The sequence below is a fragment of the Nitrospira sp. Kam-Ns4a genome (genome assembly GCF_965152595.1).
The window spans coordinates 3866554-3886675 of sequence record NZ_OZ224218.1 but is presented as its reverse complement, the minus strand read 5'-3'; the positions used below and the strand labels follow the sequence as shown (position 1 = coordinate 3886675).

The 20122-nt window shown below is 66.4% G+C and carries 24 protein-coding genes and 1 pseudogene; 20 read left to right on the top strand and 5 right to left on the bottom strand.

Features of this window, described 5'->3' with window-relative positions; translation table 11 throughout:
• Positions 1–10: 10 nt before the first annotated feature.
• From ACWHYQ_RS19300 to ACWHYQ_RS19255, 10 genes are all read left to right on the top strand, one after another.
• Positions 11–532 (top strand): NADH-quinone oxidoreductase subunit J family protein, encoded by a 522-nt coding sequence (locus ACWHYQ_RS19300; protein ID WP_447973714.1) that lies wholly within the window; start codon positions 11–13, stop codon positions 530–532.
• Positions 533–643: 111 nt separating this feature from the next.
• Entirely contained in the window at positions 644–946 is a 303-nt protein-coding gene (nuoK, locus tag ACWHYQ_RS19295) for an NADH-quinone oxidoreductase subunit NuoK (protein WP_447973713.1), read from the top strand.
• Position 947: 1 nt separating this feature from the next.
• Complete coding sequence (gene nuoL / locus ACWHYQ_RS19290) at positions 948–2975, top strand: NADH-quinone oxidoreductase subunit L (protein WP_447973712.1); 2028 nt, start codon at positions 948–950, stop codon at positions 2973–2975.
• Positions 2976–3066: 91 nt separating this feature from the next.
• On the top strand, positions 3067–4710 hold the full coding sequence (locus ACWHYQ_RS19285) for a complex I subunit 4 family protein (protein WP_447973711.1): 1644 nt from the start codon (positions 3067–3069) through the stop codon (positions 4708–4710).
• A gap of 1 nt (position 4711) precedes the next feature.
• On the top strand, positions 4712–6421 hold the full coding sequence (locus tag ACWHYQ_RS19280; protein WP_447973710.1) for a complex I subunit 4 family protein: 1710 nt from the start codon (positions 4712–4714) through the stop codon (positions 6419–6421).
• The gene (locus ACWHYQ_RS19275) at positions 6418–7911 is read left to right on the top strand and encodes an NADH-quinone oxidoreductase subunit N (RefSeq protein ID WP_447973709.1); all 1494 of its coding nucleotides are present in this window, start codon (positions 6418–6420) and stop codon (positions 7909–7911) included. The genes ACWHYQ_RS19280 and ACWHYQ_RS19275 overlap by 4 nt, the downstream gene beginning before the upstream one ends.
• 946 nt (positions 7912–8857) lie before the next feature.
• Positions 8858–9283 carry a hypothetical protein gene (locus ACWHYQ_RS19270; protein ID WP_447973708.1) on the top strand — a complete coding sequence of 142 codons (426 nt, stop codon included), beginning with the start codon at positions 8858–8860 and terminating at the stop codon, positions 9281–9283.
• A gap of 39 nt (positions 9284–9322) precedes the next feature.
• A complete protein-coding gene (locus ACWHYQ_RS19265) occupies positions 9323–10114 on the top strand; it encodes a group II intron maturase-specific domain-containing protein (RefSeq protein WP_447973707.1) in 792 nt (263 codons plus the stop codon).
• 288 nt (positions 10115–10402) lie between these two features.
• Entirely contained in the window at positions 10403–10819 is a 417-nt protein-coding gene (locus ACWHYQ_RS19260; protein WP_447973706.1) for a hypothetical protein, read from the top strand.
• Positions 10820–10984: 165 nt separating this feature from the next.
• Entirely contained in the window at positions 10985–11854 is an 870-nt protein-coding gene (locus ACWHYQ_RS19255) for a phosphodiester glycosidase family protein (RefSeq protein WP_447973705.1), read from the top strand.
• 24 nt (positions 11855–11878) lie between these two features.
• Here the strand turns inward: ACWHYQ_RS19255 and ACWHYQ_RS19250 are convergent, their stop codons facing one another.
• A complete protein-coding gene (locus tag ACWHYQ_RS19250) occupies positions 11879–12307 on the bottom strand; it encodes a rhodanese-like domain-containing protein (protein ID WP_447973704.1) in 429 nt (142 codons plus the stop codon).
• A 69-nt stretch (positions 12308–12376) separates the two neighbouring features.
• On the opposite strand from ACWHYQ_RS19250, the gene ACWHYQ_RS19245 reads away from it, so the two are divergent.
• Positions 12377–12685, top strand: coding sequence for a hypothetical protein (locus ACWHYQ_RS19245; protein WP_447973703.1), 309 nt, complete (start codon positions 12377–12379; stop codon positions 12683–12685).
• A 37-nt stretch (positions 12686–12722) separates the two neighbouring features.
• Here ACWHYQ_RS19245 and pyrE read toward each other — a convergent pair whose 3' ends face one another.
• Positions 12723–13304, bottom strand: a complete 582-nt coding sequence (gene pyrE / locus ACWHYQ_RS19240) for an orotate phosphoribosyltransferase (RefSeq protein ID WP_447973702.1) — start codon at positions 13302–13304, stop codon at positions 12723–12725.
• Between the two features lie 69 nt (positions 13305–13373).
• The gene (locus ACWHYQ_RS19235; RefSeq protein WP_447973701.1) at positions 13374–13910 is read right to left on the bottom strand and encodes a hypothetical protein; all 537 of its coding nucleotides are present in this window, start codon (positions 13908–13910) and stop codon (positions 13374–13376) included.
• Between the two features lie 96 nt (positions 13911–14006).
• Here ACWHYQ_RS19235 and ACWHYQ_RS19230 point away from each other — a divergent pair, with 96 nt between their 5' ends.
• A complete protein-coding gene (locus ACWHYQ_RS19230; RefSeq protein WP_447973700.1) occupies positions 14007–14612 on the top strand; it encodes a hypothetical protein in 606 nt (201 codons plus the stop codon).
• Between the two features lie 179 nt (positions 14613–14791).
• Here ACWHYQ_RS19230 and ACWHYQ_RS19225 read toward each other — a convergent pair whose 3' ends face one another.
• Both ACWHYQ_RS19225 and ACWHYQ_RS19220 read right to left on the bottom strand, forming a co-directional pair.
• Complete coding sequence (locus ACWHYQ_RS19225; protein ID WP_447973699.1) at positions 14792–15100, bottom strand: DUF4410 domain-containing protein; 309 nt, start codon at positions 15098–15100, stop codon at positions 14792–14794.
• Positions 15097–15390: a hypothetical protein gene (locus ACWHYQ_RS19220; RefSeq protein WP_447973698.1), complete on the bottom strand. Its 294-nt coding sequence runs from the start codon at positions 15388–15390 to the stop codon at positions 15097–15099. The genes ACWHYQ_RS19225 and ACWHYQ_RS19220 overlap by 4 nt, the downstream gene beginning before the upstream one ends.
• A 623-nt stretch (positions 15391–16013) precedes the next feature.
• Between ACWHYQ_RS19220 and ACWHYQ_RS19215 the strand changes: the two are divergent.
• The 8 genes and pseudogenes from ACWHYQ_RS19215 to ACWHYQ_RS19180 form a co-directional block, all read left to right on the top strand.
• Positions 16014–16466: pseudogene (locus tag ACWHYQ_RS19215) on the top strand (type I restriction-modification system subunit M N-terminal domain-containing protein); the annotation flags it as partial.
• A 319-nt stretch (positions 16467–16785) separates the two neighbouring features.
• Entirely contained in the window at positions 16786–17076 is a 291-nt protein-coding gene (locus ACWHYQ_RS19210) for a DUF4258 domain-containing protein (RefSeq protein ID WP_447973697.1), read from the top strand.
• 86 nt (positions 17077–17162) lie between these two features.
• Positions 17163–18122, top strand: coding sequence for an IS110 family transposase (locus ACWHYQ_RS19205; protein ID WP_447973696.1), 960 nt, complete (start codon positions 17163–17165; stop codon positions 18120–18122).
• 302 nt (positions 18123–18424) lie between these two features.
• The gene (locus tag ACWHYQ_RS19200) at positions 18425–18649 is read left to right on the top strand and encodes a type II toxin-antitoxin system MqsA family antitoxin (RefSeq protein WP_447973695.1); all 225 of its coding nucleotides are present in this window, start codon (positions 18425–18427) and stop codon (positions 18647–18649) included.
• A 94-nt stretch (positions 18650–18743) separates the two neighbouring features.
• Positions 18744–19070: an ORF6N domain-containing protein gene (locus ACWHYQ_RS19195; RefSeq protein ID WP_447973694.1), complete on the top strand. Its 327-nt coding sequence runs from the start codon at positions 18744–18746 to the stop codon at positions 19068–19070.
• Positions 19028–19273: a hypothetical protein gene (locus ACWHYQ_RS19190; protein WP_447973693.1), complete on the top strand. Its 246-nt coding sequence runs from the start codon at positions 19028–19030 to the stop codon at positions 19271–19273. Before ACWHYQ_RS19195 ends, ACWHYQ_RS19190 begins: the two co-directional genes overlap by 43 nt.
• The gene (locus ACWHYQ_RS19185; protein WP_447973692.1) at positions 19270–19395 is read left to right on the top strand and encodes a hypothetical protein; all 126 of its coding nucleotides are present in this window, start codon (positions 19270–19272) and stop codon (positions 19393–19395) included. Before ACWHYQ_RS19190 ends, ACWHYQ_RS19185 begins: the two co-directional genes overlap by 4 nt.
• A complete protein-coding gene (locus tag ACWHYQ_RS19180; RefSeq protein ID WP_447973691.1) occupies positions 19379–20059 on the top strand; it encodes a hypothetical protein in 681 nt (226 codons plus the stop codon). The genes ACWHYQ_RS19185 and ACWHYQ_RS19180 overlap by 17 nt, the downstream gene beginning before the upstream one ends.
• The last annotated feature ends 63 nt before the right edge of the window (positions 20060–20122 follow it).

The following is a 20122-nucleotide window of genomic DNA, read 5'->3' as shown; positions in this document are numbered from 1 at the left end:
CGTCGCCTCGATGGTCTGGCTGTTCTTCGCCTATTTCTCCCTCGTGAGCATCGTCGCGGGGGTGCTCACGGTGGCCCTGCGGAATCCCGTCCACTGCGGACTTGCCCTCCTGACGCTACTCCTGCACGTCGCCGGGCTCTTCGTGCTGCTGAACGCGGAATTCCTCTTCGCTGTGCAGATCATCGTCTACGCGGGCGCGATCCTGGTGCTCTACCTGTTCGTGCTGATGCTGCTGAACCTCAAAACCGAGGAGCGCTACCTCCACACCCGCTACGCGCTGATCCTGTTCGGGGCCGTCGCAGTCTCCGCGGAGCTGGTCCTGCTGGTCCTGCGGTCGCCCTTCGGTGGCAGCAAGGGCGACGCCCCGGCGGCCGCGGTGCTCAAGGGCGGGGACAGCTACGCGGTCGGGATCAAGATGTTCAGCGAGTACCTGCTCCCCTTCGAGATCATTGGGGTGTTCCTGACCGGCGCGATCATCGGCGCCATCGTGCTGGCGAAAACGCCGACGGCGGCCGATCAACGTGACGAGTGACGCGTGCGAGCATTTCCGATGAGAGACGCGGGGACGCGGAGACGCGGAGATCGCCCCGTCGCCCCGTCGCCGCGCCTCCCCGTCGGCCACCGCGCGCATCCCGGGTAAGTTATGGTGCCTCTCAGCGCATACGTGGCGGTCAGCGCGATTCTCTTTGCGACCGGGCTCATCGGCGTCCTGGTCCGGCGGAACTTCATCATCGTGCTGATGGCCGTGGAGATCATGCTGAACGCGGCGAACATCAACCTGGTCGCCTTCTCGCACTACCTCGAGTCCATGGCAGGCCAGATCGTCGCGCTCTTCGTGATCGCGATCGCCGCCGGGGAAGCGGCGGTAGGGCTGGCCATCATCATCGTCGTGTTCCGGGGCAAGATCTCCACCAACGTGGACGAGATGAATCTGTTGAAGTGGTGACATGTTCGAGCTGCTCGTCATCCTGATCCCGGCTGTCCCGCTGGCGGCCGTGCTGCTGAACGGGTTGCTGGGCCATCGCTACTCCCACGGGGTCGCGCACCGGCTGGCCTGGGGCTCCGTCGGCCTGTCGTTCCTCTGCGCGCTCGCGGTGTTCGCCGATGTGCTGGAGGTCGGCGGCAGCCGCGAAGTCGTCGTGTACAAGTGGATCTTCGGCGGGGACCTCACGGTCAACCTGGCCTTCCTGATCGATCCCCTGACCTGCATCATGGTGCTGGTCGTGACCGGAGTCGGCTTCCTGATCCACGTGTACTCGGTCGGGTACATGCACGGCGAAGCGGGCTTCACGCGCTTCTTCACGTACATGAACCTCTTCATGGTCTCGATGCTGCTCCTGGTGATGGGGAGCAACTACCTGGTGCTCTTTATCGGGTGGGAGGGCGTCGGCCTCTGCTCGTACCTGCTGATCGGCTACTACTACGACCGGGTGTCCGCCGCGAAGGCCGCCACGAAGGCCTTTGTCGTGAACCGGATCGGTGACGCCGGGTTCCTCCTGGCGATCTTCCTAGTGTTCGTGAACTTCAAGACGCTCGACTACAGCCAAGTCTTCGCCCAGGCCGGCCAGCTCTCGACGGGCATGGCCACGGCGATCGCGCTCTGCCTGCTCGTCGGCGCGGTCGGGAAATCCGCGCAGGTGCCGCTCTACACATGGCTCCCCGACGCGATGGAGGGCCCGACGCCGGTCAGCGCGCTGATCCACGCCGCGACGATGGTGACCGCCGGCGTGTACATGGTGGTCCGCAACCACGTGCTCTACGACCTGGCGCCAGTTGCCATGACCACGGTCGCCTGGGTAGGCGGCTTCACGGCCCTGTTTGCGGCGACGATCGGCCTCGTCCAGACCGACATCAAGCGCGTGCTCGCCTATTCGACCGTGAGCCAGCTCGGGTATATGTTCCTGGGCTGCGGCATCGGCGCCTACGCGGCCGCGATCTTCCACTTGGTGACGCACGCGTTCTTCAAGGCGCTCCTGTTCCTGTCGGCCGGATCGGTTATCCACGCCCTGCACGGTGAGCAGGATATCCGCAAGATGGGCGGCCTCCGGGCCAAGATCCCGGCCACCCACGCGGTGTTCCTAATCGGGACGCTCGCGATCGCCGGTATCTTCCCCTTGGCCGGGTTCTGGAGCAAGGACGAGATCATGGCCCACGCCTTCGTGCACGGGTACTACCCGCTCTACGCGATCGCGGCCCTGGGCGCGTTCCTGACGGCCTTCTACATGTTCCGGCTGACCTACCTGACTTTCTACGGCGAGAGCCGGGTGGATCCGCACACCGCCGAGCACATCCACGAGTCTCCCCTGGTCATGATGGGGCCGCTGGTGGTGCTGGCGGCACTCTCGGTGGTGGGGGGCTTCCCGGGCGTGCCGCCGGAGGCCGGCTGGTTCCACCATTTCCTCGAGCCGGTGACGGCCGTCTCGGGCGCCGGCGGAAGCGACCCGGGGCATGCGGGGAGCAACGGGTCCCAGGCCGGCTTCGGGCTGGTCGTGACCCTGATGGGCGTGGCCACGGTGATCGCGCTGGCCGGGTGGGGGCTGGCGCACTACCTCTACGCGGTCCGGCCGGAGGCGGCGGATGAGTGGGCCGCTCGCCTGCCAGGCCTCTACACGACGCTGCTCAATAAGTACTATGTGGACGAGCTGTACGACGCGATTGTCGTGGAGCCGACCAAGCGGCTTGGCCGGCTGTGGGACTGGTTCGATCGGACGGTGGTGGACGGCATCGTCCGCGGTGTCGGCCGGTTGACGGAGGCCGGCTCGGTGGGGAGCACCTGGTTCGAGAAGCACGTGATCTACGGGACCATCAACGTCATCGGGTACGGGAACCATCTGGCCGCACGCACCTGGCGGAAGCTCCAAAGCGGGCTGGTGCACCACTACGCGGCGATCATCGTGGCGGGCCTGTTCCTGCTCGTCCATTTGGTCCTGCTCTGGTGGACCAGCTCGTCGGGGATCGGCGTGGCCCTGAAATAGGCAATGAAGCGAATAGCGAATAGAGAGAGTCGCACCGGGCGAAGAGTGCCGGGCTCTTGGCTGCTCGCTGCTTGCTCCCGGCTGGGTACTCATGCTTGAAGAGCTAACCTTCGGCTTCCCCATCCTGTCGCTGCTGATCTTCCTCCCGCTGGCGGGCGCACTTGTGCTCTGGCTGCTGGAGGAGGCGGAGCTGATCAAGACCGCGGCGCTGGCGGTCTCGCTCGTCGAGCTGATCCTCGCGCTGGTCGTGCTGCTCCGGTTCGTGCCGGAGTCGGCGGCGATGCAGTTCTCCGAGCGCCTGCGCTGGATTCCCCCGCTCGGGATCAGCTACCACCTGGCCGTGGACGGGATCAGCGTCCTCTTCGTCGGCGTCACCGCATTGTTGACCCCGCTGATCATCCTCTACTCCTGGGACACGGTGCGGTCCCAGGTCAAGGAGTACTTCATCGCGCTGCTTGCGCTGGAGACGACCACCGTCGGCATCTTCGTCTCCATTGACCTGATCCTCTTCTTCGTCTTCTGGGAGCTGATGCTGATCCCCAGCTACTTCCTGATCAAGCTCTGGGGCGGTGGGGCGGAGCGGCAGGCGGCGGCGCTCAAGTACGTGCTCTACACGCTGCTGGGCAGCGTGTTCATGCTCGTCGGGTTCGTGCTCCTGGACCTGAACTATCACGCGTGGGCGGTGCCGCGCCGCGGCGAGCCGGCCTTCACGTTCGATTTGCTCGAGCTGCTGAGCGTGCCGATCTCGCCGGAGAAACAGGTCCTCATCTTCTGGCTGATCTTCATGGGATTGGCCTTCAAGGCGCCGCTCGTCCCGTTCCACACCTGGCTGCCCGATGCCCTCGTGGAGGGGCCCATCGGGATGTCGGTGGTCCTGGCAGGGATCAAGCTGGGCACGTACGGGTTCCTGCGGTTTAGCTTTCCGCTGCTGCCGGAGGCCTCGCGGAACGCGACCGTCGTCACCATCGTGATGGCGCTGGGGCTCGCCGCGATCCTCTACGGCGCGATTATCGCGCTGATCCAGCCCGACTTCCGCCGGCTCCTGGCCTTCAGCAGCATCAGCCACCTCGGGTTCTGCGTGGTCGGCCTGTTCGCGCTGAATTTCCAGGGGCTCCAGGGTAGCCTGTTGACGATGATCAACCTCGGCTTCAGCACCGCAGGGCTTTTCTTCCTGGCTGGCTTCCTGGCCTCGCGGTGGCAGACCACGGACCTCTCGGCCTTTGGGGGACTGGCGGCGAAGACGCCCCTGCTCGCGACCTTCCTGCTGATCATCGGGCTGGCCTCGATCGGGCTTCCGGGGACGAACGGGTTCGTCGGCGAGTTCTTGATCCTGCTGGGCGTCTTCAAGACCTGGTGGGTGTACGGCCTGATCGCGGTGACCGGAGTGATCTTCAGTGCGGCCTACTTCCTCTGGTACTACGAGCGGGCGATGTTCGGGCCGCTGACCCGGGGTGCCGGCCAGGCGGTCCCGGACCTGAACGTGCGGGAGCGGGTGATCGTCGTCTCGCTCTGCGTGATGATCTTCTGGATCGGACTCTACCCGGCGCCGTTCCTGCGCATGATGAACGGGTCCGTCCAGGCGCTGGTCGAGCGATTGGAGAAGGGCACGACGGCGGTGGCGGAGAGGCCCGAGGCGAAACCGCGGCCGGCCGACACGGAGATGCGGCGAGTGGGCGACGGGGCGCTCTCCGCGGTCCCGTATCTCCCCGGCCTCGCCTCGTCTCTCGAAGGGTAGCATGAGCGACTACACGCTTCTCATCATTCTGTTCGCGCCGTTTGCCGGGGCGATCGCGCTCATCTTCGTCCCGAACCGCCAGGCGCTCCAGGTGCGGCTGGTCGCGGCCGTGTCCGCCGGCATCTGCCTGCTCGCCTCGTTCTATCTGTTCTACGCCTACGATCCGGTGAAGGGCGGGTTCCAGTTTCTCCAGCGCTACGAGTGGTCGAAGGAGCTCGGCATCGCCTTCTACCTGGGCGTGGACGGCATCGGCACGCCGCTGGTCCTGGCCTCGGCCATCCTGCTTTTCGCGGGTGTCTTCGTCTCCTGGCACATCACGGACCGCACGAAGGAGTTCTACATCTTCCTGCTGATCCTCGCCGCGGCGACGATCGGCGTGTTCATGTCGCTGGACCTGTTCTTCCTGTACTTCTTCTACGAGATGTCGGTGATCCCGATGTACCTCCTGCTCGGCGTGTGGGGCAGCCACACCAAGGGGTACCTGGACATGACCGACCCCGAGGGGTTAAAGAAACGGGACTCGGTAGGGTTCATCCTCAACTTCGCGGCGAACAGCAAGGAATACGCCGCGATGAAGCTGACCCTCTTTTTGTCCGCGGGCGCGGTCGTCGCGCTGATGGGCATCCTGCTGATCTACAAGTTCTCCGGGCTGAACACCTTCGACATCCTGGTGCTGCGCGAGCAGGCGCACTTCTCCGGGACGCTCGCGACCATCATCTGGCTGCTGATCTTCTTCGGCTTCGCCTCGATCGCGCCGCTCTGGCCGCTCCACTCCTGGTCGCCCGTCGGGCACGCCGCCGCGCCGGCCGCGACCAGCATGCTGCACGCGGGCGTGCTGATGAAGCTGGGCCACTTCTCGATCATCCGCGTGGGGTACGAGATCCTGCCGGAGACCACCCGCGAGCTCATGCCGATCGCCGCGGTGCTCTGCATCTTCAGCATCATCTACGGCGGGTTCGTGGCCTTCTACGCCAAGGACACCAAGTACGTGATCGGCTACTCCAGCTCCAGCCACATGGGGTACGTCTTTCTCGGCATGGCGGCGCTGGACTACATCAGCCTGACGGGCGCGGTGCTCTACATGTTCGCCCACGCGCTCGCCACCGGGATGCTGTTCGCCATGGCCGGCTGGGTCTATGATCAGACGCACACGCGCGACATCCCCTCGCTCGGCGGGCTGGTCAACCGCATGCCGTTCGTGGCCTGGTGCTTCCTCGTCGCCTGCATGGCCTCGATCGGCATGCCAGGGACGGTCAACTTCATCGCGGAGATCATGATTCTCGTCGGGAGCTGGAACAAGTATCCGTTCCAGGTGATCGTGGCGGTCGTCGGGATCGTGCTCACGATGGCCTACCTGTTCCGGATGATGCGGGGCGTCTTCTACGGCCCGATGGACGCGCACTACACCCACGCGCACGACGCCGTCGCCACCGTGGACCGCCTGCCGCTGCTGCTGATGATCGCCTGCAGCATCACCTTCGGCATCGTGCCCGGCCACTTCTACGACGTGATCCGGTCCGGGGTGGACCCGCTGGTCGCGCGCATCACGAAGGTCGTGCCGGTGGCCGCGCAGCCAATGGTCAACGGTCAACGGTCAATGGTCAATGGACCGTCACCCGTCACCGAGGATCCGTTGGGCCCCCGTTGCTCCACAGAATGCAAGGGGTACCCGGCAGCGCACCGGGTGCTCGCGTCACGAGGAGCAGAATGACCTTCAACCTGACCCTGTCCGGCTCGGATCTCCTCCTGATGCTGCCGGAGCTGCTGCTCACGATCTGGCTCTGCGTGGTCCTGATCGTGGACTTCGCGATGCCGCGGCTGCCGAAAGAGCGGCTCGCCTATCTGAGCGTCGCGGGCCTGGCCGGCGTGCTGGTCACGCTCTTCTGGTTCGACCTCGCCGGGATCGGCGGGACGCTCTTCCGCGACATGTTCGTCGTGGACCGCCTGGCCGTGTTCTTCAAGATCTTCGTGGTCGGCGCCACGATCCTGGTCGTCCTGGCTTCGATTGACTACGTCCGTCGGTTCCGGTTCTTCCGCGGCGAATACTACTTCCTCGTGCTGATGTCGGCCCTGGGCATGATGTTCATGGCCTCGGCCAACGACCTGCTGTCCGTGTTCATCACGCTGGAGTTTTCCACGTTCGGCTTCTACGTCCTCGTCGCCTACCTGCGGGACGACGTGGCGTCGAACGAGGCGGGGCTCAAGTTCTTCATTCTGGGGGTGTTCGCGGCCGCGCTGCTCGCCTACGGGATCAGCCTGGTGTACGGCGAGACTGGCAAGCTGGTCTTCTCGGACATCGCCGGCGCCGGGGTGACTCCGGGGCTCGTCATCGGGTACCTGCTGATCTTCGCCGCGCTGGGCTTCAAGATCGGCGCGGTGCCGTTCCACTCGTGGATTCCCGACACCTACCATGGCGCGCCGACGCCGGTGACCGCGTTCCTCTCGATCGCCCCCAAGGGCGCGGCCTTCGCGATCCTGCTGCGGATGTTCCTGGTGTCGCTCGCGACGATGAAGCCGGTCTGGGTGCTGCTCCTGGTGGGCGCCTCGATCCTTTCGATGACCTACGGGAACATCGTGGCCATCGCCCAGCGGAACATCAAGCGGCTGCTGGCCTACTCCGGGATCGCGCAGATCGGGAACATCCTGATCGGGCTGGCGGCTGGGACCAAGATGGGGAGCGACGCGATCCTGTTCTTCCTGCTGACCTATCTCTTCGCCAACCTGGGCGCGTTCGCGATCGTGATCGCGATCGGGAACCTGATCAACAGCGACGAGATCGAGGACTACAACGGCCTCAATCGCCGGTCGCCGTTCCTGGCCTTCGCGATGCTCGTGTTCCTGCTCTCGCTGGCCGGGGTGCCGCCGCTCGCCGGCTTCATCGGCAAGCTCTACATCTTCCTCGCGGCGATCCAGGAGGGGCTGTACACGCTGATCATCGTCGGCCTGGTCAACATCATCATCTCGATGTACTACTACCTGGTCGTGGTCAAGAAGATGTACATCAACGAGCCGCACGACCCGTCGCCGCTCGACATCTCGGCGCCGATGCGGGCCGTGGTCTATATCGGCCTGGCGGGCACGCTCATCCTCGGGATCTACCCCAAGCCCATCATCGAGTGGGTCATCGCGGCGACCATGATGTTCTCGAACATGGTCGGTCCGGCGGCGTCCGTGGCCCCAGTGTTTCCGTTCGGCGGGTAACCAAGGCCCCATCATCCCTGCCAGCCCTGGCTTAGCCCTGATCCGAAAATAATCGCTGATGCCTGCACCAGCTCCAGCGGGTCCTGTCATGGCGATCACCCCCGTCGTCCTCGCTCCACCCATCCCCCCTGGGGGGCGCTACACAATCGGCGCACAGCCGCTCTTTTGTGCGCTGGGTCGGCGCGAGTCTCTGTGCGGTTCGCCCCTTCCGCTGCGGGCGACGGGGGACCCGCTCGCCACGCCACCCACTCTGTCTTACGCAGTTCCGCGTGCCAAATATTTTCGGATCAGGGTTGTGCGCCCAGCAGGGCGCTTCTCTTGCGGGTGAAAGTCCCGCCGCACCCTCGCAGGGGGGATGCGTAGACAAGAGGCCGGGCCAGGACCCGGCGGCCGTCCCTCCTCGAGGGGCGGAGGGCAGGGGGTCCACTGCGAGGTGGAATCCGAAGGGCCTGCGTCGACCCTCCGGGCCGTCGCCGAGGCGAGAGCCAGGGCGAACCGGTCGGCCATGACCGCGCGGAGCCGAGCGGGCAGCCTGACAGCGAAGGAAAGACCGGCGGAGCGCGGTCCGAGACACGGGGTGTGCGGACAGCACGGAGGGACAGAGGAGCGTCTGACCTGGGGAGGGCTCGTGGTGTCTCCGATGGTGTGCAGGCCCGCGGGGCCGAAGAGCCGGAGGGGCAAGGCTCGCTAGAAGGCGCCGCCGAAGTGTCGGGCCGATGCACTACGAGCAGTCAGGGCTCCCAGAGTCGGGAGGACGTGTCGTGAGAACGGCCCCGAGCGAAGGGGAGTCCCCGAACGGGAGCGACCGCGAGCCATGGCAGGGAGTACCGTTCTGGAGGCGAGGGAGGTTCCTGTGGGAAAGCCGCCGGTCCCAGAGCGGGAAGGACAGAGCCATGGGCCGAGGGGACGCTCGCCACGAGGACCGCGGAGGAAGCCCCATAGTCTCATGGGCCAACGGCTGGCCCCGCGGCGGGTGCGGGCGGCGGGTGCGACCGTCCGCGCCAATCGGGGCGAGCCCGGCGTCGATGGCGTCACGGTGGAGGCCGTCGGAGAAAACCTGGAGGCCAACCTGGCGACGCGCAGCACCGAGCTGCGAGCGAAGACCGATCGCCCGCGGCCGGTGCGCCGGGTGTGGATCCCGAAGCCGGACGGGCGGCATCGGCCCCTGGGGATCCCGGCCGTCCGGGATCGGGTGGGGCAGCAGGCGGTGCGCCAGGTGCTGGAGCCGATCGTCGAGGTGGAGTGCTCGCCTCACAGCCAGGGGGTGTCGGCCGGGACGGGGTCCGGTCCCGGCGCGGCGCGATCTGTACGGGCACGTGCGGGACGGCTGCATCTCCTGCGTGGATGTGGACATCGAGCCGTGCTTCGATGAGATTCCGCACGAGCCGTTGATCGACGCGGTGCGGACCGGGTGGCCGAGGGGAGCGTCCTGCGGCTGGTGCGCCTGTTCCTGGAGACCCTGATCCAGGACGGCGACCGGCTGGGACGGCCCCGGGCCGGGACGCCGCCAGGCGGCGTGATCAGCCCGCGGTTGGCCAACAGCTACCTGGCCAAGCTGGACCGGGTGTGGGACGCGGAGGGGGTCCGGTTCGTGCGCGAGGCGGAGGAGCTCCGACTGTGTAGTCGGAAAGCACGGGCCGCGCGGCAGGCCCTCCACCGCACCACGGCGGTCCTGGCAACCCTGGGGCTGCGGCTCAATCCGAGGACGACCAAGCTGGTCACGCTTCACCAGGGAGTCGACTTCCTGGGCTATCGGCTGATCCAGCGGAAGGGACATCTCAACGTGTCCCTCGCCCCGAAGGGGGTCCGCCGCTTCCGGGCCGAGATCCGCCGCGTGACGCGGCGGACGGCAGGGGTGGCCCTGCGCCCGTTGGTGCCCCGGCTGGATCGGTACGTCCGAGGCTGGGGAGAATACGTTAAGCGCGCCCAAGTGGCCGGGGTCTTTGACCGGCTGGATCGCTGGATCACGCGGCGGCTGCGTGCGTTCCTGGCGACGCGGTGGCGCAATCAACTTTGGCGGCGCTATCCGGACCAGGTCTTCTGGGCTCATCTGGGGCTCACGCGGCTGTACGCCTTGCGTCGGGACTTCATCCGCACTCGTGGGGTCCGGCCTCGGGCCGGCACCCGGTCGGGAGAGCGTAGTGCGGGAAAGCCGCACGCTACGTTCGTTCGGGGGACGGAGCCGTCGGTCTGTCCATTTTGAGGGCGGCTCCTCCTACCAGCTAACTGCTGTCGGCCAGCGCCGTCGTACGCCGCTGAGGCACGACCCGTCAGGGAATCCCCGGACCGCCCCGGCGCGCCGCTGGCCTGCCCCATCCCTGGCGCTGGCCACCCTGTGTGTGGCGCCCCTTTGCTTGCGTCCCGTGCGGTGCGCTACAATACGGCCTGGCGTCCGACCGTTCCATTTCCTAGTGGGCATTACCAGACGAGGCTTCGGGCCGTCCTTCGGGACCGAGGGACATCCCCTGTGAAAGCAGGGAAGGAGGTGTGTATGGCTGACACAATTCGGACCGCTCAGTACTTCAAGGCGCAGGTCCCGGACAAGCCGGGCGAGGGAGCCCGGATACTCGGCGTGCTGCGGGATGCGGGGGTGAACATGCTGGCCTTCTCGGGCTTTCCCCGGAACCGCCGTGCCCAGCTCGACTTCGTGCCCGCCGACCCCGTGGCGTTCAAGGCGGCGGCCAAGCAGGCGAAGCTCAAGCTCCAGGCGCCCAAGACCTGTTTCCTCGTGGAGGGCGACGACCGGGCCGGGGCGGTGGCGGACCTCCTGTCCCGCCTGGCGGAGTCCAAGATCAACGTGACGGCGGTGGACGCCGTCGTGGCCGGCAGCGTCGGGCGGTACGCCGCGATCCTGTGGGTGAAGCCGAAGGATCTCAAGAAGGCGAGCAAGGCGCTCGGGGTGATGTAGCCCCGCCGCTCGCCGTGCCCCGCATCAGGGAGCGCAGGCCCGGTCGCGCTGCTCCTCCGTTGACGCCCCTGGCGCGGGCTCTCTATACTCGGCCCAAGCGGGGACGATCATGGGGAGCGGAGGATGCGCGGCGAGAGGCTCCATCGGAGGCGAGAGGAGCGGACCATGCACGGTGCGCTCGCGGGGCTCGCCTGCGTCCTAGTCGGCTGCTGGACCGTGGCGCCAGCCTCCCTCCCGGCTCAGGAGATCCGGTGGGACAGTCTGGCGCCGGGACTGGAGGCGGCGCTCTGGACTCCCGGCGACGGTTGCCGGAATCAGGTCCCTCCGCTGGCCATCGTGAAGGTGGACCCCGAGCGCTACCGCTTTGCGACGTACCACTTTCGGGACGAGGGGCTGGCGTCACCGCCGACGGTCCAGGAGTGGCAGCGGCGGCTCGGCGCGACGGTCCTGTTCAACGCCGGCCTGTTCCGCGAGGACTACTCCTACCTGGGCCTGCTCTACAGGAACGGCCGCTCGCTGGGCAGCAAGCGGCACCCGCAGTGGCAGGGATTGTTCGTGGCGGAACCGGTGGAACCGGGCTTGCGCAAGGCCCGCGTGGTGGATCTTGCCGCCGAGCCCCTGGCGCCGCAGCGTCCGGCCTATCGGGAGGCTGCGCAATCGCTCATGCTGGTGGACCGGTCGGGCAAGCCGCGCGTGCGGCAGACCGGCAAGCGCGCGCACCAGACCGTCGTGGGCGAAGACGGCGCCGGGCACATCCTCATTCTGAAGACCGCGGACGAGACGACGCTCTGGGACCTTGCCCTGTGCCTGCGGGACCGCTTTCCCTTGCTCGTGCAGGCGATGGCCATGGACGGCGGGAATTCGTCGGATGTGCTGGTGGCCGGGGCGGCGCTCGCCGCACATACGGGCCGGGACGCCGAGGGCCCGACCTGGCTGCGCCTGCTGGACGGCAGCGGCACCGCGCACATCCCGCTGCCTGCGGTGATCGGGCTCTTCCCCAGAGGAAGCCCTCAGCCGCCGGCTCTCAGCCGCTGAACGCGGTCGGCTTCGCCGCCTGCCTCAGCGGGTCGGTGGCGCGATGGGATAGCCGGCCGCCAGCCAGGCGTTCATGCTGCCAGCGACGTTGTAGACGTGCTTGTAGCCGAGGTCAGCCAGGGTCTCGGCCGCGATGTTGCTGCGCTTCCCGGACTGGCAGTAGACCACGATGTGGTCGTCCAGCTTGGCGCCGATCTCCTTGTGCCGCTGCTTGATCTGCGTGTACTCGATGTTCATGTCCGTGCCGGGGATCACGCCGCCGGCGTGCTCCTGCGGGGAGCGGACATCGATCAGGAAAAAGCCCTTCTTGTCGGGAGTCGGAGCCTTCTCAAGACCGGCCCTGAGTTGGGAGACCGTCAAGACGTAGGAATGGTAGGCCTGAACGCTGCCCCCTCCCGCCAGGGCCAGCACGAGCCCCAATCCGACAAGTGCGATCACGGCTCGGGGTGTCATGGATCAGCCTCCTGTCCGGATGTAAAACGGTGGTCGGTGGGCGACTCTCGCCCCCATCATAGGACGCTGGTGAAACGGTGGTCAAGAGTCGCGCTGGCCGCGCTGCTCCTGCTCGGTGCGGGGTGCGGCGAAGGGGCGAAGCTGGTGCAGGCGGACGAGCAGGGCGGCGTTGCGACCTATCCCTACCGGGAACAGGTCGGCCACATGGCGACGAGGTTTCGCGGCGAGGCGATTCGGTTGATCGAAGAGCACTGCCCCGGCGGATACGCCATTATCAAGGAAGGGGAGGTCCAGGGGCGAAACCGGATCAACGCGACCCTCACCGGGGGAGAAGTGGTCACCGAGCACCGGTGGGGGATCCGGTTCCGGTGCAGGTAGGGGGGATGCGTGCTGGGTGATGGGATGGGCGCGGGCGTCACTGGTCGCCGGTCGCGCGATGTGCCGCGAGCAGGTCGTCAATCGTCAGGAGGGAGAGCAGGGTGACGCCCTGGGCCTCGACGCGCTCGCGGCCCCCCTGCTCCTTGCGATCTACGATCACGAGCGCCTGCTCGACCTTCAGGCCAGCGTCGCGCACGGCTTGCAGCGTCTTCAGCAGGGAGCCTCCGCTGGTCAGCACGTCGTCCACGACGACCGCCCGGTCGCCCGGCTTGACGGCCCCCTCGATCAGCTTGCCCAGCCCGTGGTCCTTGGGCTGTTTCCTGACCACGAACGTGCGCCACTCTCGACGCGAGGGCGCCCGGTAGCCGTAGTCGGAGATCGCCGTGGCGATCGCGATGGCCCCGATCTCCAACCCCCCGATGCACTCGAAAGGCAGGCTGGCCAGCCGCTCGTACGCGAGCTGTGCCACGAGGTGGCGGGGACCCGGATTGGCCATGAGGTTGCGGCAATCCACGTAAAAGGGGCTCACCGCCCCGGAAGCCAGCTTAAAGCCGGTCACCCTGTCCCACTTGAAGGACTGGGTCGCGAGAAAGGCCTGCGCGAGATCGTCTTGCAGCATGGGCGCTCCTGGGTTGCGCGTCGCGGCTCCGCGATCATACCGGCGCGGGCTGGGCCGATCAAGCCCGGATCATTTCCCGTTGGCTGCGGCGTAGGCCTTCGCAAACTTGTCGGCCCGGCGCGCCACGATCTCCCGGATCTGCGCGACGTCGTCGTCGGGAACGACGGTGATCAGCGCGGGCAGGGCCCACGTGGAGGCCGTGGCGAGGGTCTCCTTCTCCCGAAGCAATTGCACCCGCTGGTGGAGCGCCAGCTCGATGCAGGCGAAGTACCGCCCGATCTTGTCATGCAGCGTATTCACCCGGAGCACGAGCGCGGCTGCCGGCGCGGTCTTCAGCCGATCCTGCCGCCCCAGCAAGGGGAGCCCGACTTTCCGGACCCGTTGCTTGACCGCCTCTTCCAGGTCCCCTGCCCGGAGCCCCGCCTCCACCACGTCGGGGCTCAGCTCCTCGACGATCACCTCGATCCCCGGCAGGCCGCGGAGCGACGCCCGGCTGTCCTGGTCGGGCTCGGCGCCCACGCCCGGTGCGGCTGGGAGGAACATGGCCGTCAGGCAGGCGCAGGCGAGCAAGCGCGCAGGAACCGGATCGTGGCGCGATCGTGGCATGGCAGGCCTCCTTGTCCCTTCGTTCTGGTTGGCGCCTAGGCTAGCACAAGTCTTCCGCGCCTGTCCTTCGCCTCCACGCATTTGTTAGTATGCCGCATGCCCAACCCCTGGAGCAGCATCCGGCGGTGCGTGGTCGTTATCTGGAGTTTGGTTTGGCTCACCGGATGCGTGTATCCGGTCACGGAGGGGTTTCACAAGCAGTTGCCAGCGGAGGGGGCCCGGACGATCGTCTGGGGGGAAAACCCACCAGCCGTGGAGACCGTGAGTCTATGGCTTCAGCGGCGGGGCCTGGCCGTGCTGGACGGCGACCGGGTCCGGCAGGCGTTGAACGAGCAGCACATCCGGCTGACCGGCACGTCGCTGGACGATCTGCAGCTCCTGGCCCTCGGCCGGTCCCTGCGGGCGGACGTGGCCGTCATGGTGAGGGCGGAGGCCGGCGCCAGGTTCTCATCGGCCTCTGAGCTACTGCGGACCGTCGTGTACCTGCCCCGGGTCACGGTGCGAGGGCTGGATGTCGCGAACGGGCAGGAGCTGTGGAGGGGCACGGCCCAGTACCCGGAGCCCGTGAAGAACCTCGAGGAGTCCCTCACGCGGCTGGCCTGCCAGGCGATGGCCACGGCCTGGGGCTTCCGGCCTCCCGGCGTGGAGCGGATTCCTTCGGCCGACATGTGCGCCGTCGCCGCCTCGAAAGCTCCTCCGTGAGGCCGCCTCGCTGACGCGGCGCCGAGGGACCCGCCATGGCCCCTGCTCCCTGAGGCCCCCGCTGCTTGCCTACTGGAGAATCTTCTCTTTCGGAATCCAGCCCTGTCCGGCGAAGAATTGGGAGAGCGCCTTCGCCACTTCCTTCGCGGCGCGCGCCGCGTTGCCCTCGACGTTCTGGTTCAGTTCGCTGGCCGCCCCCGTCGCGCCGCTCCCATGCCCGCCATGGGCCCCATCCCTGGCCTCTTGGAGCTCTCCGCCACGGTCTCGAATTGCTGCAGGAGCAGGGGACCGGATCGGGTGCCAAGGGTCGCAACGACCCGGGTCTTCACGGCTGTGCCGCCGGCGCCGAATCCGATCACCAGGCGCCGTGCCCGGTTCCCTTCGTCTATGGACAGGAACGCTCCGGTGATCGAGAGAACCCCGTCGCCCTCGGGAGCCGTCGCGGTGGTCCGCTCCGCCGGGAAGCCCAGGGCCTGCAGCTCCTTCACCAGCGCCTCCGACAGGGCCTGGGCGACCGCCCGTCCGACCTTGAGCTGCTCCTCCTGGGCACCTCCGCGAAGGCCCTCGCCAGTCTGGCGAGGGGTCCGCTGTTGAGCGAGACCTCGTCCGGCGACACCGCGAAATCGTGCACGAGCACGCGGGTCGGCCGCGGCAGAGGATCCTTGCCGGAATATTCCTTGAGGGTCTCCACCTTGGCCGTCGCGCACCCGACGGCGAGCACGACGGCGCTCCATCCCGCCACCATCTTGAGTCGGGTCAGGCTTGCCCCGGAACGCATAGCGGTCCTCCATTTCGTTCGCCCGTGAAGAAGCTCGCGCGAGTGCGTCGGCGCGGTCAGGGCGGGCATGGTCCCATGCCGGGAGCGATCTGTCAAGCCGTTGACCGCCCGAACGGCGAGCCCGCCCGCTGGCACGCCGTGAAGCCCGCGGGACAGCATCCCGGGCTTCTGTCCGACCCGTCCGGGGCGGCGCCGAGCCCCGGCTCCCGCTGAGTTGCCCTCTCGCGCCACGAGTGGGGCGTCCCCCCCCGTGATACCAGTCTGGTCCCGCCCGTTTCCTGGGCCCACTGGTTTCCTGGCTATCACATCGGGATCGGGGCCTCGGAGCTGATCCGGACTGCCCTGGACCCGGCCAGCCCATCGCGGCGCGATACGGCACCATCGTTTCAACTGCTTAGTGGTTCCCCCCTCGACAGGGGAGGCGGATTTGGATAACCTTGAGCCCCAGCATGCACGGGGAAAGCTGGGGGCGAGTTCGTTCTGTGTCGGACTCTCAACCTCCCTGGCTGGGGTCAGGTGGCCGAACTGGCTCACCCATGCCCGAGAGGAACGACGCGCAGCATCTCTTCGTGCCATCCAGAAGGGCTGAGCCATCGCAGGACGCCTCCTGACCGCGAGAAACTATGGCACGGAAGGCTCAGGGTACGAGCAATCAAAGCACCGGTGCCACCGTCGGCTACGAAGCCGAGCTGTGGAAGATGGCCGACGCGCTGCGCGGCTCGATGGACGCCGCCGAGTACAAGCACGTCGTCCTCGGCCTTATCTTCCTCAAGTACATCTCGGATGCCTTCGACGAGCAGCACAAGAAGCTCGAAGCCGAGCGCGCGCAGGGTGCGGACCCAGAGGACCCGGATGAGTACCGGGCGCACAACATCTTCTGGGTGCCGCCCGAGGCGCGCTGGGCGCATCTGAAGGCCCAGGCCAAGCAACCCGCGATCGGTCAGCTCGTGGACGATGCGATGGCCGGCATCGAGCGCGATAACCCGGCGCTCAAGGGCGTGCTGCCGAAGGACTACGCCCGACCCGCGCTCGACAAGACCCGCCTCGGCCAGCTCATTGATCTGATCTCGAATCTCGATTTTCGATCAGATCAACCCTCACCTCAGCCTGCCGGCCACCCCTCTCCCAGTGGGAGAGGGGCAACGGGTGAGGGTGACCCAGCGGCACTCAGCTATCGGGATGTCCCGGGATTTTGCCGGTCCGTGACCCTCGAAGAGATTCGGAAGCACGGCTGGGTCTTGACCCGCGGCCGCTACGTCGGCGCCGAGGCGCAGGAGGACGACGGCGAGCCGTTCGAGGAGAAGATGCAGCGGCTCGTCGCGCAACTGCGCGAGCAGCAGGCCGAGGCTGCGAAACTCGACGCCGCCATCGCTGCCAACCTGAAGGAGCTGGGATATGGAGTGTAGCGCCGTTCGGTTCACACGCCACGCCTTCGAACGCCTCTTTGAGCGCGCGGTCCATCCGGATGCCGTGCTTCGGATCATCCAAGAAGGCGAGGTGATCGCGTCCTATCCGGACGACCTGCCGTACCCCAGCGTCTTGATCCTGGGGTTCGAGGGCGGAAACCCCCTTCATGTGGTTGTGGCACAAGATCCCGAGAACCGAATATGCTTCGTGGTGACGGTGTATACACCGGATCCGAAGCTTTGGAGCGACGATTTCAGAACCAGGAGATTCTATGAATAGGGCCCCCTTTACGTTGGTCGACAGTCGAGGTACGAAGGCCCGACTGTCAGGGGTGAACAACCATCACCAACGAAAGGGGGCAGACGATGGTGTACATCGGATTGGATGTCAGTGGCAAGAGTCTGGTGGCCTATGGGGTCAATGAGCGGAAGCAGCGCGTGTTCGAGGGGGAGCAGCCGGCCTCCCGGGTAGGCCTGCGGGCGCTGCTGCGGCAGGTGGGCGTTGGCCCCAAGCTGGTCGTGTGTGAAGCGGGCAATCAGATGAAATGGATCGCGGAGACGCTGAAGCAGATCGACGGGGTGCAGGGGCATGGGGTGCATCCGAATGAGGTGAAGTGGATCACGGAGAGTGGCGGGAAGACGGATCGGGTGGATGCGAAGAAACTGGCGGAGTTGGCGCGCGCGGGGCTGCTGCCGCGAGCGGTCCACGTGGTGGAGGGGCCGGTGCGGAAGCTGCGGGAGTTGGTGAGTGCGCGGCACCAACTGCAGAGCAAGCGGGTGGCGTTGATCAATACGATCCGGGGCTACGTGTACCAAGAGGGGCATCGGCTGCCCGAGAAGTTCTTTGCCGGCGCCACCTGGCGGGCCAAGTTGGCGCGGCTGCCGGTGAGCGCCCCGCTGACGCTGATCATCGAGACGTTCATGGCCAGCATCGAGGCGCTCGAGGCGGCGGAGTGGCAGCTCACCGCGCGGCTGCGGGCGATCGAGGATCCGCGGTGTCCGCTGCTGGAGAGCATCCCGGCCATCGGCCCGCTGGCCGCCCGCGTCCTGGTGAGTGCGCTCGATGAGGCCCGGCGGTTTGACGATCAGAAGGCCGTGGCGCACGACGGTGCCCTCGCTCCCACCATCTATCAGAGCGGGACGGTCCGGCAACTCGGGCGGATCAATCGGGATGGGCGGGGCGAGGTCCGGCGCGTGTTGTGGCCATGTGCCCATACGGTGGCCCGGATGAAGAGCGAGGGGGCGAAGCCCTTGCAACGCTTCTTTGCCCGCATCGCCCGGCGACGGGGCAAGACGAGTGCGGTCGTGGCACTGGCCCGGACATGACTGACCACGGTGTACGGGGTCCTGAAATCCGGCCAGCCCTATGATCCGCGGAAGCTGCAGCCTGCGTAAGGAGGGCCTGTGCCAGCGTATGGTCGGGCCAGGTTGTCTCACCCGGATGGACAGGCACAGACAGTGAGCCCGCATGTCCCTTGAGGACCCGACCTCGTGTTGGAGATTGGGCGGCTGTCTTTGCACCGGAAGGTTGGGCGATCGAGCCCGCATGGGAGGTGAACGGTCCATCTTTGACAACGTCAGGGCCTCGTATTCCCTGTTGACAGAGGCCCTATTCATGGGAGGTGAACATGAAGTGCGTGATCTGCAGGAATGGGGAGACACGCCCCGGAACGGTGACGGCCACGTTGCACCGCGGCGAGACGACCGTCCTCGTGAAAGGCACACCGGCAGAAGTGTGCCAGAACTGCGGCGAGTACTACCTCGACGAGGCGGTCGGGCGGAAGCTCTACGCGCAGGCCGAGGAGGCGGCCAGACGCCATGCGGAGGTGGAAATCCTGCGCTATGCGGCCTGAGAACCCGGCACGATGAACACCGCAGTGTTGCGCGAGCAGCAGGCCGAGGCCGCCTGCCTGCCGGTGAGGCAGGCCAACCTGGAGGAGCTGGGGTATGGCGGATAGGACTGGAGTCGTGCCCGTCGAGCGCATCGAGTCCAGGATCTTCCTGCTCCGAGGCCATAAGGTGATGTTGAGCAGCGACCTGGCGACGCTCTATGGCGTGCAGGCCCGCGCGCTCATTCAGGCCGTCAGGCGAAACCGGGATCGCTTTCCCCCGGATTTCATGTTCCAGTTGACCGCCGGCGAGTCCGCGAACTTGAAATCACAGATTGTGACTTCAAGTTGGGGCGGTGTGCGCCGGGCCACGCCTATGCCTTCACGGAGCAGGGGGTCGCCATGCTGTCGAGCGTCCTGCGCAGTCGCCGGGCGGTCCTCGTGAACATCGAGATCATGCGCGCCTTCGTGCGCCTCCGGCAGCTCCTCGCCTCCCATGCGGATCTGGCCCGCAAGCTCGACGCCCTCGAGAAAAAGTACGACGCGCAGTTCAAAGTCGTGTTCGACGCGATCCGCGAGCTGATGAACCCGCCAGCGCCGAAGCCGAAGCGGAGGATCGGGTTCGGAGCGGGGGAGAAGGAAGCATGAGGCCGGGGGCGATCATGTCGGTGCCCGTGACCCAGTTGCGCGGGCAGCAGGCCGAGGCGGCCAGGCTCGATGCCGTGATCGCCGCCAACTTGAAGGAGCTGGGGTATGGCGAAGCATATTAATAAGCAAACTCCGGCACGCCCGACGAATACGGACATTCGCCGTATCTTGCTTCAGTACTTCTACGACCGTAACAAAAACGCAACCAGCGCGCGTGGCAAGAAGGGATCAGCCGTAAAGATCAGCGCCGTCAAGAAGGAGCTCAAAGCGTCCAATGGGCTTACACAACAGGAAGTTCAGAGCAACCTAACGTACCTGATCAGTCAGGGTTGGGTCGAAGAGGACAGAGTGGAAAAGTCGTTCACTGCGCCGGGAGGAACGGTCATCCCTTCCACTACGAACTTCTACAAGATCACGGCTGCCGGGATCGACAAGATCGAAGGGCCGGGAGAATTCACGATGCCGAAGTTTCATGGAATCAAAATAGAAGCCACCGGCCAGAACATCATCACCGTAGGCGACGGGAATCAGATTAACGCGAAGTTCGCCGACCTCGGAAATTCCCTGGCAGAGCTCCGCGACGCGATTACCCAATCTGAAACGCCCGAAGAGACCAAGATGAGCCTAGTGGCCGACATCGAGACGATTCAGCCGCAACTGGCAAAGCCTGAACCCAATCGCGGAATCGTGAAGGCGGCGTGGGAAAGCGTCAAAGCGGCCGCCTCCATCAACGGCTGCTTAACCCTCGTCCAGAAGGTCGCCGGACTTATCGCGGGGTTTCTGTGATGCACAGGTTGACAATCGCACGTTCGCACGAAACCGAGGCCGCGAGGCTCGATGCCGCACTTG

What these genes read in the sequence shown, in the direction of transcription:
- ACWHYQ_RS19255 (WP_447973705.1), top strand. Translation starts at nt 10,985, where the DNA reads ATGCACGGTGCGCTCGCGGGGCTCGCCTGCGTCCTAGTCGGCTGCTGG.
- nuoL (WP_447973712.1), top strand. Translation starts at nt 948, where the DNA reads ATGTTCGAGCTGCTCGTCATCCTGATCCCGGCTGTCCCGCTGGCGGCC.
- ACWHYQ_RS19205 (WP_447973696.1), top strand. Translation starts at nt 17,163, where the DNA reads ATGGTGTACATCGGATTGGATGTCAGTGGCAAGAGTCTGGTGGCCTAT.
- ACWHYQ_RS19190 (WP_447973693.1), top strand. Translation starts at nt 19,028, where the DNA reads ATGCTGTCGAGCGTCCTGCGCAGTCGCCGGGCGGTCCTCGTGAACATC.
- ACWHYQ_RS19285 (WP_447973711.1), top strand. Translation starts at nt 3,067, where the DNA reads ATGCTTGAAGAGCTAACCTTCGGCTTCCCCATCCTGTCGCTGCTGATC.
- ACWHYQ_RS19275 (WP_447973709.1), top strand. Translation starts at nt 6,418, where the DNA reads ATGACCTTCAACCTGACCCTGTCCGGCTCGGATCTCCTCCTGATGCTG.
- ACWHYQ_RS19195 (WP_447973694.1), top strand. Translation starts at nt 18,744, where the DNA reads ATGGCGGATAGGACTGGAGTCGTGCCCGTCGAGCGCATCGAGTCCAGG.
- ACWHYQ_RS19235 (WP_447973701.1), bottom strand. Translation starts at nt 13,910, where the DNA reads ATGCCACGATCGCGCCACGATCCGGTTCCTGCGCGCTTGCTCGCCTGC.
- ACWHYQ_RS19250 (WP_447973704.1), bottom strand. Translation starts at nt 12,307, where the DNA reads ATGACACCCCGAGCCGTGATCGCACTTGTCGGATTGGGGCTCGTGCTG.
- ACWHYQ_RS19180 (WP_447973691.1), top strand. Translation starts at nt 19,379, where the DNA reads ATGGCGAAGCATATTAATAAGCAAACTCCGGCACGCCCGACGAATACG.
- nuoK (WP_447973713.1), top strand. Translation starts at nt 644, where the DNA reads ATGGTGCCTCTCAGCGCATACGTGGCGGTCAGCGCGATTCTCTTTGCG.
- ACWHYQ_RS19280 (WP_447973710.1), top strand. Translation starts at nt 4,712, where the DNA reads ATGAGCGACTACACGCTTCTCATCATTCTGTTCGCGCCGTTTGCCGGG.
- ACWHYQ_RS19230 (WP_447973700.1), top strand. Translation starts at nt 14,007, where the DNA reads ATGCCCAACCCCTGGAGCAGCATCCGGCGGTGCGTGGTCGTTATCTGG.
- ACWHYQ_RS19210 (WP_447973697.1), top strand. Translation starts at nt 16,786, where the DNA reads ATGGAGTGTAGCGCCGTTCGGTTCACACGCCACGCCTTCGAACGCCTC.
- ACWHYQ_RS19185 (WP_447973692.1), top strand. Translation starts at nt 19,270, where the DNA reads ATGAGGCCGGGGGCGATCATGTCGGTGCCCGTGACCCAGTTGCGCGGG.
- ACWHYQ_RS19270 (WP_447973708.1), top strand. Translation starts at nt 8,858, where the DNA reads ATGGGCCAACGGCTGGCCCCGCGGCGGGTGCGGGCGGCGGGTGCGACC.
- ACWHYQ_RS19300 (WP_447973714.1), top strand. Translation starts at nt 11, where the DNA reads ATGGTCTGGCTGTTCTTCGCCTATTTCTCCCTCGTGAGCATCGTCGCG.
- pyrE (WP_447973702.1), bottom strand. Translation starts at nt 13,304, where the DNA reads ATGCTGCAAGACGATCTCGCGCAGGCCTTTCTCGCGACCCAGTCCTTC.
- ACWHYQ_RS19220 (WP_447973698.1), bottom strand. Translation starts at nt 15,390, where the DNA reads ATGCGTTCCGGGGCAAGCCTGACCCGACTCAAGATGGTGGCGGGATGG.
- ACWHYQ_RS19200 (WP_447973695.1), top strand. Translation starts at nt 18,425, where the DNA reads ATGAAGTGCGTGATCTGCAGGAATGGGGAGACACGCCCCGGAACGGTG.
- ACWHYQ_RS19260 (WP_447973706.1), top strand. Translation starts at nt 10,403, where the DNA reads ATGGCTGACACAATTCGGACCGCTCAGTACTTCAAGGCGCAGGTCCCG.